The sequence below is a fragment of the Devosia sp. genome (assembly GCF_028290645.1).
Lineage (GTDB): Bacteria > Pseudomonadota > Alphaproteobacteria > Rhizobiales > Devosiaceae > Devosia_A.
In genome coordinates, this window is record NZ_JAQGJL010000190.1 from 24,154 (window position 1) to 36,973 (window position 12,820).

At 64.8% G+C, this 12,820-nt stretch carries 11 protein-coding genes; 7 read left to right on the forward strand and 4 right to left on the reverse strand.

Annotated features, from left to right (window positions below; translation table 11 throughout):
* Positions 1-11: 11 nt before the first annotated feature.
* The 4 genes from JWQ89_RS10630 to ppk2 all read right to left on the reverse strand — a co-directional run bounded on the left by JWQ89_RS10630 (position 12) and on the right by ppk2 (position 4,795).
* On the reverse strand, positions 12-1,379 hold the full coding sequence (locus JWQ89_RS10630) for a glutamine synthetase family protein (RefSeq protein ID WP_299640813.1): 1,368 nt from the start codon (positions 1,377-1,379) through the stop codon (positions 12-14).
* Between the two features lie 72 nt (positions 1,380-1,451).
* The gene (locus JWQ89_RS10635; RefSeq protein ID WP_299640814.1) at positions 1,452-2,981 is read right to left on the reverse strand and encodes an amino acid permease; all 1,530 of its coding nucleotides are present in this window, start codon (positions 2,979-2,981) and stop codon (positions 1,452-1,454) included.
* Positions 2,974-3,813 carry an N-formylglutamate amidohydrolase gene (locus JWQ89_RS10640; RefSeq protein WP_299640815.1) on the reverse strand — a complete coding sequence of 280 codons (840 nt, stop codon included), beginning with the start codon at positions 3,811-3,813 and terminating at the stop codon, positions 2,974-2,976. Before JWQ89_RS10640 ends, JWQ89_RS10635 begins: the two co-directional genes overlap by 8 nt.
* A gap of 124 nt (positions 3,814-3,937) precedes the next feature.
* On the reverse strand, positions 3,938-4,795 hold the full coding sequence (gene ppk2, locus JWQ89_RS10645) for a polyphosphate kinase 2 (RefSeq protein WP_299640816.1): 858 nt from the start codon (positions 4,793-4,795) through the stop codon (positions 3,938-3,940).
* Positions 4,796-4,895: 100 nt separating this feature from the next.
* On the opposite strand from ppk2, the gene JWQ89_RS10650 reads away from it, so the two are divergent.
* The 7 genes from JWQ89_RS10650 to phoB all read left to right on the forward strand — a co-directional run bounded on the left by JWQ89_RS10650 (position 4,896) and on the right by phoB (position 12,611).
* Entirely contained in the window at positions 4,896-6,176 is a 1,281-nt protein-coding gene (locus JWQ89_RS10650; RefSeq protein ID WP_299640818.1) for an ATP-binding protein, read from the forward strand.
* 209 nt (positions 6,177-6,385) lie between these two features.
* Positions 6,386-7,408, forward strand: coding sequence for a substrate-binding domain-containing protein (locus JWQ89_RS10655; RefSeq protein ID WP_299640820.1), 1,023 nt, complete (start codon positions 6,386-6,388; stop codon positions 7,406-7,408).
* A 75-nt stretch (positions 7,409-7,483) separates the two neighbouring features.
* Positions 7,484-8,953, forward strand: a complete 1,470-nt coding sequence (gene pstC, locus JWQ89_RS10660) for a phosphate ABC transporter permease subunit PstC (RefSeq protein WP_299640821.1) — start codon at positions 7,484-7,486, stop codon at positions 8,951-8,953.
* Positions 8,950-10,269: a phosphate ABC transporter permease PstA gene (pstA, locus tag JWQ89_RS10665; protein ID WP_299640823.1), complete on the forward strand. Its 1,320-nt coding sequence runs from the start codon at positions 8,950-8,952 to the stop codon at positions 10,267-10,269. The genes pstC and pstA overlap by 4 nt, the downstream gene beginning before the upstream one ends.
* Before the next feature lie 20 nt (positions 10,270-10,289).
* Complete coding sequence (gene pstB / locus JWQ89_RS10670; RefSeq protein ID WP_299640825.1) at positions 10,290-11,099, forward strand: phosphate ABC transporter ATP-binding protein PstB; 810 nt, start codon at positions 10,290-10,292, stop codon at positions 11,097-11,099.
* A gap of 15 nt (positions 11,100-11,114) precedes the next feature.
* The gene (phoU, locus tag JWQ89_RS10675) at positions 11,115-11,819 is read left to right on the forward strand and encodes a phosphate signaling complex protein PhoU (RefSeq protein ID WP_299640827.1); all 705 of its coding nucleotides are present in this window, start codon (positions 11,115-11,117) and stop codon (positions 11,817-11,819) included.
* A 90-nt stretch (positions 11,820-11,909) separates the two neighbouring features.
* Positions 11,910-12,611, forward strand: coding sequence for a phosphate regulon transcriptional regulator PhoB (phoB, locus tag JWQ89_RS10680; protein WP_299640829.1), 702 nt, complete (start codon positions 11,910-11,912; stop codon positions 12,609-12,611).
* Positions 12,612-12,820 lie beyond the last annotated feature (209 nt).

Genomic DNA, 12,820 nt, shown 5'->3' on the forward strand with positions numbered 1-12,820 from the left:
AATGTACAATCCTAGCTGCGCTCGAACCCGCGCTTCAACTCCCAATCGGTGACGCGGCGGTCATACTCGAACTGCTCCCACTCGCCGGTGTGGACATAGTGCCCGATCACCTGCTCCCCGAGCGCCTCGCGCAGCATCGTCGATTGCTTCATCGAGGCGATGGCGTCGCGCAAGGTCTTGGGCACTTCGCGCAGCTTCTCACCAACGTACGCGTCGCCCGAATAGGCCGCCTCCAGCGGCAGCTTTTCCTCGATCCCCTTGAGTCCCGCCGCGATCAGGCCGGCATAGGCGAGGTAGGGGTTCAGGTCCGCCCCGCCGATCCGGCACTCGATCCGCACCCCCTTGGTCTCTTCGCCGCATAGCCGGAACCCAGCCGTCCGGTTGTCCCGGCTCCAGATCGCCTTGGTCGGCGCGAACGTTCCCGCCTGGAAGCGCTTGTAGGAATTGATATAGGGCGCGAGAAAATAAGTGATGTCATGGGCATAGGTGAGCAACCCCGCCACATAGTGGCGCATCGTCTCGCTCATCCCCAGCTCGGCTTCAGGCGCGTAGAACACATTCCCCTTCTTGTCGGCGAGGCTCATGTGGATGTGGCTCGACGACCCGGCGAGTCCGAAGTCCCACTTCGCCATGAAGGTCACGGCCTTGCCCTGCGCAAAGGCGATCTCCTTGATGGCGTTCTTCATCACCACGTGCCGGTCCGCCATGGTCAGCGCATCGGCATATTTGACGTTGATCTCTTCCTGCCCCGGTCCCCACTCCCCCTTGGAATTCTCGACCGGAATGCCCGAGGCCTGCAATTGCTTCCGCACCGCCCGCATCACCCCTTCTTCCTTGGTGGTCTGGAAGATGTGGTAGTCCTCGATGTAGTAGCCGGCCGTGACGAGGTTCCTGTACCCCTTGTCCCAGGCCGACCTGAACCCCTCGTCGAACAGGTAGAACTCCAGCTCCGAGGCGAAATTTGCCGTGAGTCCGAGCTCCTCCAGCCGCGCCAGTTGTCCCTTGAGGATGGCGCGCGGCGAATGCGGAACCGGCTGGTGATGGTGGTGGTCCACGACGTCGGCGAGGATGATCGCCGTCCCCTCGAGCCAGGCCGCTTTCATCAGCGTCGTCACATCGGGCTTCATGACGAAGTCGCCGTAGCCCTTGGCCCAGTTCGCCGCCTCGTAGCCGGGCACCGGCTCCATGTCGATGTCGTTGGCGAGGAGGTAATCGCAGCCATGTGTCTCATCGATCGCGCCATCGAGGAAGAACTCGGCCTGGAAGCGCTTGCCGATGAGCCGCCCCTGCATGTCGGGGAAGGCGACGAGCACCGTGTCGATCGTCCCGGCCTTCACATCGGCCTTCAGTTGCTCAAGCGAATAGGCGACCTGCGCCATGGCATAACTCCCCGAGGAACACTGGTCTTTGTGTAGGAGAGGCCGCGGGAGATAACCGCGGCCCCCCATTGCTCATTTCGCCTGATGTTCGAGCGCGAACTCTTCCTCGGGCGAAAGGATGAGCTTGTTGCGGCCAACCAGCGCGAAATAGACAATTCCCGCCGCGCACCACGCGATCACCCAGATCACGCCCCGAAAGAAGTTCGGGTCCTGCAGCTGGTAGAACAGCGTCACCACCGCGATGATGATCGTCACGACCGCGCCGGTGTTGCCCAGCGGCGAGCGGAACGGCCGCTCGATATTGGGGAACTTGCGCCTGAGGATGATGAAGCTGAGCGCCTGCGCGATATAGCTCAGCATCGCCCCGAACACCGCCATGTTGAGCAGCACCGTGCCGATGACGTCGTCGCCCAGTTGCGCCTCGCCGCTGCCGCCACCGCCATTGGCGAACCAGATGATCAGCATCACCGCCAGCCCCAGCAGCGCTCCCGAGATCATCGCGATATGCGGCGTCTTGTACTTGGGATGCGTTACCGACAGCCCTGACGGGAAGTACCCGGCCCGGCTCAGCGAATAGACCTGCCGCCCCTGCGCATAGAGGATGGTGTGGAACGAGGCGATCAGCCCGGTGAGCGCCACGAGCCCGAGGATCACTGCGCCCGCATCGCCGTAGATGGCCCGGAACCCGTCGAGCAACGGCTCCAGCGATGAGCCGAGAGCGAACGAGCCGACCCCGATCACCGACGGGTTGAGCAGCACGATCATGAACGCCGAAACGATCAGGGTCGCCATGCCGAGGAGGATCCCCCGCGGCATGTCCCGCTTGGGATCGACCGATTCTTCGGCCGCCAATGGCAGTTGCTCGATGGCGAGGAACAGCCACACCGCGAAGGGCAGGGTGGCGAGCACGCCCGAGAAGCCGAACGGGAAGAGCGGGCCATTGCCCTCAGGCAGTTCCATCGCCTTGCCATCGGCTCCGACGCCGATATTGAGCGCCCAGCGGCCGAAATACATGGGCGTCCGCGGCGACATCCAGAACACCACCAGCACCGCCAGCGAGATCAGCGTCACCACCAGCGTCACCTTGTAGCTCAGCGCCACGCCGTAGATGTTGAGCGCGAGGAAGATGGCGTAGAAGACGATCCAGAGGATCGGGTAGAGCGCGGTATCCATCCCGGTGATCGAGCCGAAATAGCCGGAGATGAACGTCACGATCACCGCCGGTGTGATGACGTATTCGACGTTCTCGAACAGCCCCGTGATGAACCCGCCCCACGGCCCCATCGAGGTGCGCGCGAAGGAGTAGGCGGCGCCGGTATGCGGCAGCGCCGGGCTCATCTCGGCGATGCAGAACACCAGCCCCAGATACATGATGGCTATGATCGCGCCGGCGACCAGCATGCCGCCCCAGCCGCCGGTGGCGAAGCCGAAGTTCCAGCCCGAGAAGTGTCCGGAGATCACAGCGCCAACGCCCAGCGCCCAAAGCGACCAGACGCCGGCATACCGCTCCAGCCCGCGCTTGGCGAAATAGTCCTTGTCGCGTGTGGCGTATTTCACGCCGCCCGCCTGCGTGCCCGTGGCACTTGAAGGAACGTCAGCCATCAAACCCTCCTGTGAACTGACTTGTTCTGGTCGGTGATGCAGCCGTCGTCCCTCCCCGCGCCCCCAGCGCAGCCACGAGACAACGGGCCAGCCGGGCGCCCCACAGGGCCACCCCTTCTGGTTCGAGAATTTCGTCGTGCCGGATTTCGATCATCGTCGCTTCGTGCCCACGCCCGTCGCCGTGATGCTCCAGCGTGTAGGTGACGCCGTTGAGCCCGGAGTAGGGCTGGTTCCAGCCCACGTTGAGCGAAGCCTCTTCGGCCACCAGTGCGTCCCGCAATGCTGCCGTGAAGCGGTCGTCGCGCGCGTGGATCAGCCCGATCGGCCAGGGCCGCGGCACATCCTTGTAGACCGGCGTGAACGAGTGAACGGTCACCAGCAGCGTTTCGAGGCCGGCCTCCCGCCGGCCCTCCATCACTGCTTCAATCGCCGCGTGGAAAGGCGTGTGGTACGCGCCGATCCGCTCGGCCCGCTCATTGTCGCCCACCCCCTTGTTGCCAGGGATATCGGTGCGCTCCGAGACCACCGGGATCAGGTCCGGCGCATCGAGGTCGCGGTTGCAGTCGATCACCAGCCGGCTGACCGTCGACGCGACGAGCGGCGCATCGAGCAGGCTCGACAGCTCCAGCGCCACCGCAAATGCCCCGGGATCCCATGCAACATGCATCAGCCGCTGATGTGGGGTGAGGCCGAGATCGCCATAGCGGTCGGGAAAGCGGTTGGAGGCGTGGTCGCAGGCCAGCACGAAGGGCGAGCGCCCTTCGCCGTTGAATACCAGCACAGGCGGTATGACGCTTGCCTCTAGGCTCGCGTCGGCTTCATGCCCGACCATACTGTCCCCTGCGAGGCGCGCGGAGCCCCAAGCCCTCGCCTCAGCTTCCGATCCACGCGGGCCCTCCGGCGAGGATCGTTAACAGTCAGTTGACGGGTTTTTGACCGAGTGGTCAATCCATCCGCTACATCTCGCTGTGGGTCTTCATGAAGGGCTTGGGCTCAACCAGAATCTTGCCGTCGATATCGCCGATGGCGCCCTTGTCCTTGCCCTCATAGTCGAGGCAGTGGAGCACCGCGCGGATGATTGCGAGCCGGCCACGCTTCTTGTCGTTGTTGAATACCACCCGCCACGGCGCGTGCGACGTGTCGCTGGCCTCGAACATCCGGTTTCGCGCCCTGGTGTAGTCGTCGAAGCGCTGCAGCGCCTCGAGATCGATGGGTGACAGCTTCCACACCTTCAGCAGATCGTGCCGACGGTCGTGGAAGCGCTTGAGTTGCATTTCCCGCCCGATCGTCAGCCAGAACTTGAACAGGTGGATGCCGTCATCGGTCAGCATCTTCTCGAAGTCCGGCACGGCCTCGAGAAACCGCGTCGCCTCGTCCGGCGAACAGAACCCCATCACCGGCTCGACCCCGGCCCGATTGTACCACGAGCGGTCGAACAGCACCTGCTCCCCCGCGGCCGGCATCCAGTCCACATAGCGCTGGAAGTACCACTGCGTTCGCTCCCGGTCGGATGGCTTGGGCAGCGCCACAGCGGCGTTGAAGCGCGGGTTGAGGTTCTCGAGGTAAGTCGCGATCGATCCGCCTTTTCCCGCAGCGTCGCGCCCCTCGAAGACGATGACGATGCGCTTGCCGGTCTTCTGCTGGTCGCGCTGCAGCAGCGCCAGCTGCCGCTGTGCCTGCAGCATTTCGGCGTCGTACTGCTCGGGGTCCATCTTCTCGTCGTATGGAAAGCCCCCCGAAGTCAGCGCCTTCTTCTTGATCGAGCGCGGCAGAACCGGGTCTTCGAGGTCGAAGCCCTCCAATGCGTCGGACATGAGCGACTCCGTGACCTGTCATGACGGTGTCACAACCGTGCTATGAACACCCCCGTCTGGCAAGGTGGGACGAATCGTCCCGCCGCCAAAGGAAGGATAGATGGCGGACGAGACGCAACGCGGGGTCAGTGGCACGACCTGGCTGGAAACTTTGCGGACGCGTCTTTACGGCCGGCTGCTGATGCTGCTTGCCATCGGTCTGGTGTTCATGACCCTTGCCGGTCTGACGACCATCGATCCGTGGGTCGGCATCGTCGCCTACGCGGTCATCGTCGCCATCGCCGCGATCACCCCAGATACGAGCGAATCTGGCGGCCGCGTCGACCCTGGGGCAGCCTCGGGGGAACTGGCGTTCGCCGACGCCGTCCGGCATTTTTCCGACGCCTTGCCCGATCCTTCGATCGTCATCGATCGCCGCAGTGTCATCGTCCACCTCAATGCCCACGCCACCCGCCATTTCCCGGGCGTCGTCAGCGGCAGCCCGATCGCCTTCACCCTGCGGTTCCCGCAACTGCTCTCGGCTATCGAAGCGGCGCGGCTCGGCGCCGCCCAGACCATCGAGCTGCATCAGACCGTCCCCACCGAGACCTGGTACAAGGCGACCGTGGCGCCGCTCGCGTCGGGCGATCCGGTCAATGACGGTGTCCTCGTCATTACCCTCCAAAGCCTCACCGAGGAGAAGCGCCTCGAGGCGCTGCGCACCGATTTCATCGCTAATGCCAGCCACGAGTTGCGCACCCCGCTGACCTCGCTGGTGGGGTTCATCGATACGCTGCTCGGCCCCGCCGCCAACGACAAGGCGGCCCGCGAGCGCTTCCTCAGCCTGATGCGCGGACAGGCGGCGCGGATGGCCAAGCTGATCGAGGACCTTCTGTCCTTGAGCCGCATCGAAATGCACCAGCACATGCGGCCGACCGCCCCGGTCGAACTCGGCTCGCTGGTGCGCGAGGTCGCCGAAGGCCTCCACAAGCTCGCTGAGGATTCGGGCACCAAGCTGAACGTCCAGGTTCCCGACGCGCCAGTGACCGTCAGCGGCGACCGCGACGAACTCTACGAGGTGTTCGAGAACCTCATCGACAACGCCATCAAGTACGGCGCCGACGGCGACACCATCGACATTACTCTGTCCCCCGACGCCGCCCGCGCTGGCTTCAGCGCCCTGGTCTCGATCGTCGACCATGGCGCCGGCGTCGCCTCCGAGCACGTACCGCGCCTTACCGAGCGGTTCTATCGCGTCGATGCCGACACCAGCCGCAGGAAGAAGGGCACCGGGCGCGGCCTCGCCAACGTCAAGCACATCGTAACCCGCCACCACGGCTCGCTCTCGATCAAGAGCCAGCTGGGGCAGGGGACTCGCGTAGAGGTTCTCCTGAGAAAGTGACGGCACTCGCCCCGTCCACAGGCCGATATTTAGGAAATGCAGAATAGGCTAGCTGAATCAGCGTCCTAGGCTGTCACATAACCGCAATCCAACTGTCATAAAACGTTGTGACAACGCCCATAGGTTCCGCCTCGCAGACAGGGCGGCCGGGAGACACCGGGGCCCGCCAGAAGGGCCTCAAGGCCAATCCTTCCGAAAGGGACATGACAATGAAGATAGCACTTTTCGCGAGCGCCGCGGTCATCGCGCTTGCCAGCGGCATGGGCGCCGCGGCGGCGCGCGACCAGGTTCAGGTCGCCGGTTCGTCCACCGTCCTCCCCTACGCCAAGATCGTCGCCGAGTCGTTCGGCGAGGCCTTCCCCGACTTCAAGACCCCGGTCGTCGAGTCCGGTGGTTCGGGCGCCGGCATCAAGCAGTTCTGCGAAGGCGTCGGTGAAGACAAGATCGACATCGCCAACTCGTCGCGCCCGATCAAGGCCGAAGAACTCGACACCTGCAAGGCGAACGGCGTTGCCGACGTCGAGGAAGTCAAGATCGGCTACGACGGCATCGTGTTTGCCACCGATATCGCCGGCCCGGATTTCGCCATCCAGCCAGCCGACATCTACAAGGCGCTCGCCGCCCAGGTCGTGGTTGACGGCAAGCTTGTCGACAACCCGTACAACAAGTGGTCCGAAGTGAACCCGGCGTTCCCCGAGTGGGACATCGCCGCCTATATCCCGGGCGAAAAGCACGGCACTCGTGAAGTGTTCGAGACCAAGCTGCTCGAAGCCGGCTGCGACAAGCCTGCCCTGACCGCCGCCGGCATTGCCGACGCCGATCTGTTCAAGACCTGCGTTGCGGTCCGCAAGGACGGCAAGGCCGTCGACATCGACGGCGACTACACCGAGACCCTCGCCCGCATCGACAGCAACAAGACCGGCATGGGCGTGTTCGGCCTCGCTTTCTACGAGAACAACGCCGACAAGCTGAAGGTCGCGACCGTGGGTGGCATCGCCCCCTCGACCGAGACCATCGCCGACGGTACCTACCCGGTTTCCCGCCCGCTCTTCTTCTACGTCAAGAAGGCCCATATCGGCGTGATCCCCGGCCTCAAGGAATATGTCGACTTCTTCATCTCCGACGACATGATCGGACCGGACTCGCCGCTCGCCGAATATGGCCTGGTCGCCGCTCCGGATGCGGAGCGCGAAGCTATCCGCGCCAAGTTCGCGGCCGGCACTGCTATGTAATGACTTCCGGCGCGGGCCCCCTCGGCCCGCGCCGTACCCGCCTCAAGGCGGTTCCGATGAGCAATTGAGGCGTCGATGTCTGTAGGCTGGATTGTCGCGATCGTTCTGGGCATTGGCGCCGTAGCCTATTTCTTCGCGGCACAGCGCGCCCGCGCCCAGCGCGAAGGCATCGATCGGTCCAAGCAGGTTCCCCACTCCCTCCCCACCTACCACGGCTGGCTGGCCTTCATCCTGGCCGCCATCCCGGCGCTCCTGTTCTTCCTCGTTTTCAGCCTCCTCTCCAATGCGCTGATCCAGAACCGCATCAGCAACGAAGTCGCGACTCACATCGGGGACCCCGCCGCGGCAAGTCTCTCCATCGGCATCGTCCACAATGTCGCAACCGCCCTCGGCAAGCTGGGCCTCTCGGGCGACAATCTGCCCGGTTCCTACGCGGCCCTGCGCGACGCGGCCTCTTCCTCCGGCGTTGCACTGGCCGACAGCGGCGAAGACTACATGGTGCCGCTTGCCGCGGGCGTGAATGCGGATTCCAACGGCTACCGCTTCATCGGTCAGGGCCTTGCGCTGCTGTTCTCGCTGGCCGGCGCCGTCTTCGCCTACTCCCGCATCAGGATCCGCCTCCGCGCCCGCAACCAGGTGGAACGCGTCGTCCTGTGGAGCCTGCTCGGCGCTTCGACGGTCGCCATCCTCACCACGGTCGGCATCGTTCTTTCGATGCTGGGCGAGACCATCCATTTCTTCTCCGACGTCAACCCGCTCACCTTCTTCTTCGGAACCGTCTGGGACCCGCGCTTTGCCGACGCCGGCTCCGGCGCCACCAATGGCCAGTTCGGCCTCATCCCGCTGCTCGCCGGCACGCTCTACATCGCGCTCGTCTCGATGCTGTTCGCCGTGCCCGTCGGATTGATGGCCGCCGTGTACATGGGCGAGTATGCCTCCAACCGCGTCCGCTCGACGGTGAAGCCGCTGCTGGAACTGCTCGCCGGCATTCCCACCATCGTCTACGGCATCTTCGCCGTGGTGACCCTCGGCCCGTTCTTCCGCGATCTGAGCGCGGCGCTGGCCGGCGGTTTCGCCTTCATCCAGGCCCAGTCGGTGTTCACCGCCGGCATCGTCATGGGCGTGATGCTGATCCCGGTGGTCTCCTCGCTCTCCGACGACGTCATCACCGCAGTGCCGCGCGCCATGCGCGACGGCTCGCTGGCGCTCGGCGCCACCCGCTCCGAGACCATCCGCAAAGTGATCCTCCCCGCCGCGCTCCCCGGCATCGTCGGAGCGCTGCTGCTCACCGCCTCGCGCGCCATCGGCGAGACCATGATCGTGGTGCTCGCCGCCGGCGTCGCGGCGCGCCTCAGCGTCAACCCGTTCGAGGCAATGACCACCATCACCGTCAAGATCGTCAACCAGCTCACCGGCGACCTCGAGTTCAACTCGCCGCAGACGCTGGTCGCTTTCGCCCTCGGCCTCACCCTCTTCGCCCTGACGCTCGGCATGAACGTCTATGCGCTCTACATAGTGCGCAAGTATCGGGAGCAGTATGAATGACCGACGCTGCCTTGCCCCATGCCGCTGCCGAGACCGCCGCTCCGGTCCGCCGTGATTTCGGCCTGAAGCGACGCCATGCCGCCGAAGCCCGCTTCCGCTTCTACGGTATCGCCGCGATCACCATTGGCCTCGCCTTCCTCGCGATCCTGCTCATCTCGATCTTCTCGAAGGGCTACACCGCCTTCGTCCAGACCTCGATCACCGTGCCGGTCGAGTTCAGCGCCCAGATCATCGACAAGGACGACAAGCGCGCCACCGATCCTAAGGTCCTCGTTTCGGCGAACTACCCGGTCATCGCCCGCAACGCCCTCGCCAAGGCGCTCGGCGTCGATCCGGCCGACAAGAAGGCAATGAAGGAGATTTCCAACTTCGTCTCCGACGGCTCGCGCTCCCTGCTGCGCGACATCGTGGCGTCGGACCCCTCGGTGATCGGCACCACGCGCAACGTCACACTGCTCGCCGCCGCCGATATCGACAGCGCCAACAAGGGCCAGATCGATCTCAACGTGCCCGAGGCCAAGCGCAAGGTCTCCGACCAGCAGCTCGCCTGGCTGAACCAGCTGAAAGCCGCCGGCCAGGTCTCTACCCCGTTCAACTGGGGCCTCCTCACCTTCGGCGCCTCGAGCCGCCCGGAGACTGCGGGCCTCGGCGTGGCGCTGGTCGGCTCGCTCTACATGATGGCGATCGTGCTGCTCTGCGCGCTCCCCATCGGCGTTGCCGCCTCGATCTATCTCGAGGAGTTTGCGAAGAAGAACCGCTTCACCGATTTCATCGAGGTGAACATCAACAACCTCGCGGCCGTGCCCTCGATCGTCTACGGGCTGCTCGGCCTCGCCGTGTTCATCAACTTCTTCGGCATGCCGCGCTCGGCGCCGCTGGTCGGCGGGTTCGTCCTCACCCTGATGACGCTTCCCACCATCATCATCGCCACCCGCGCCGCGCTCCGTTCCGTGCCGCCCTCGATCCGCTCCGCGGCGCTGGGCATCGGCGCCTCGAAGATGCAGATGGTGTTCGACCACGTCCTGCCGCTCGCCACCCCGGGCATCCTCACCGGCACGATCATCGGCCTCGCTCGTGCTCTGGGCGAAACCGCCCCGCTCCTCCTCATCGGCATGGTGGCCTTCGTCGCCGACCGCCCGGCCACTCCGCTCGATCCGGCGACGGCCCTGCCGGTGCAGATCTACATGTGGGCCAACGAGGCCGAGCGCGCCTTCGTCGAGCGCACCTCGGGCGCCATCATCGTGCTGCTCGTCTTCCTCGCCCTGATGAATCTCGCCGCCATTCTCCTCCGCCGCCGCTTCGAGCGCCGCTGGTAACCCTGACCTGGATGACTGACATGTCCCTGGAATCCGCTGCGATCGCCACCGCTTCCGTCTCGCGCTCCAACGCGCCGTCCAAGATGACGGGCGAGGATGTCTGCGTGTTCTATGGGGCCAAGCAGGCGCTGTTCGACGTCAACCTCAAGATCGAGCAGTTCAACGTCACCTCGCTGATCGGCCCCTCGGGCTGCGGCAAGTCGACGTTCCTCCGCTCGCTCAACCGCATGAACGACACCATCGAGGGCTGCCGCGTCACCGGCAAGATCAACCTCGACGAGGACGACATCTACGATCCCTCGATCGACGTGGTGGAACTGCGCGCGCGCGTCGGCATGGTGTTCCAGAAGCCCAACCCGTTCCCCAAGTCGATCTACGAGAACGTCGCCTATGGCCCGAGAATCCACGGCATCGCCCGCAACAAGGCGGACCTCGATGAGATCGTGCACTCCTCGCTCCGTCGCGCCGGCCTCTGGAATGAAGTGAAGGACAGGCTGCTCGAGCCCGGCACCGGCCTGTCCGGCGGCCAGCAGCAGCGCCTCTGCATCGCCCGCGCCATCGCCACCAAGCCCGAAGTGCTGCTCATGGACGAGCCCTGCTCGGCGCTCGACCCGATCGCCACCGCGGTGATCGAAGAGCTGATCGACGAATTGCGCGAGAATTTCACCATCGTCATCGTCACCCACTCCATGCAGCAGGCTGCCCGCGTCAGCCAGAAGACGGCGTTCTTCCACCTCGGCAAGCTGATCGAGGAAGGCAAGACCGAGGACATCTTCACCAATCCGCGCAACAGGCAGACGCAGGACTACATCACCGGCCGTATCGGCTGACCCGAAGGATCTGAAATGGCCACGCTCAACGAGCACATCGTTTCCTCCTACGAGGAGGAACTCACCAACCTCGCCAAGCTCATCTTCGAGATGGGCGGCATGGTCGAGGTCGCCGTGTCGAGCGCCACGCGTGCGCTGCTGAAGCTCGACCATGGTCTCGCCCGCCAGACCATCGAAGCCGATAAGGCAATCGATGAGATGCAGAAGCGCATCGACGAGATCGCCGTCTCGATGATCGCCCGGCGCCAGCCGATGGCGACGGACCTGCGCGCCATCATCACCTCGATCCACGTCGCCAATGATCTTGAACGCGTGGGCGACATGGCCAAGACCATTTCCCGCCGCGCCCTGCAGATCGACGGCCTCAGCCTCGCGCCAAAATTCTACAATGGCGTCAAGCATATGGCCGACCTGATCCTCAGGCAGCTGAAGGCCGCGCTCGACGCCTATGCGACGCGCAACGCCGCCGCCGCCGTCGAGGTTTGCAACGCCGACGACGAAATCGATGCGCTATACACCTCGCTGTTCCGTGAACTCCTGACCTACATGATGGAAGACCCGCGCAACATCACCCAGTGCACGCATCTCCTCTTCTGTTCGAAGAGCCTCGAGCGCGTCGGCGACCACGCCACCAATATTGCCGAGCACGCCTATTATCTCGAGACCGGCCGCCAGATCGGCACTGCGCCGGACCAGCACCGCGTTCAAGTCAAAGAGTAAGTTCTTCCAGGAGCGGGGTCAGGAAAGGTTGCAGACTTTTCCGGTTCGATCCTGCGACAACCAACGATGTAACCGACGGAGACCCCGCCGATGTCTGCCACCATCCTCATCGTCGAGGACGAAGCCGATCTTGCTGTTCTGCTGCGTTACAATCTCGAGGCCGAGGGCTTCCGGGTCGCCACCGCTGCCTCGGGCGACGAGGCGGTGGAGCGCATCCGGGACGGCGTCCCCGACCTGATCCTGCTCGACTGGATGCTCCCGGGCCTCAGCGGCATCGAACTCTGCCGCCGCTGGCGCTCGCGCGATGAAACCGCCCGCACGCCGATCATCATGATCACCGCCCGCGGCGAGGAAGAGGAACGCGTCCGCGGCCTCGCAACCGGCGCCGACGACTATGTGGTAAAACCCTTCTCGATCCCCGAGCTGCTCGCCCGCATCAACGCGCTGCTGCGCCGCTCGAGCCCGCAACTGGTTACTGCGGTGCTGAAGGCCGGCGACCTCGAACTCGACCGCACCAGCCACCGCGTCCGCCGCGGCGGACGCGAAGTCCACCTGGGGCCGACCGAGTACCGGTTGCTGGAATACCTGATGCGCCACCCGGGCCGGGTCTACTCGCGCGAGCAGCTGCTCGACGGCGTCTGGGGCAACGACGTCTATGTCGATGAGCGCACCGTCGACGTCCATGTCGGCCGCCTGCGCAAGGCCATCAACCGCCACCGCGATGCCGATCCGATCCGCACAGTGCGCGGGGCAGGGTACGCCTTCGACGAGCGGTTCGCGGCGGTAAGCTGAGGCGTTCGCGCTGGTCCGGGGGGCCACGCAAATCACCCACCCACTCGAACGTCATCCCTGCGGAAGCAGGGACCCAGCCTTTGGCCGCCGGAGCGTGGGCCACCCCCACCCTTGATCCCTCCCCACAAGGGGGAGGGAGACGACTGCGAGATGGTGCCACGGCGCCTCCCTCCCCCTTGTGGGGAGGGACCGAGGGTGGGGTGGCCACA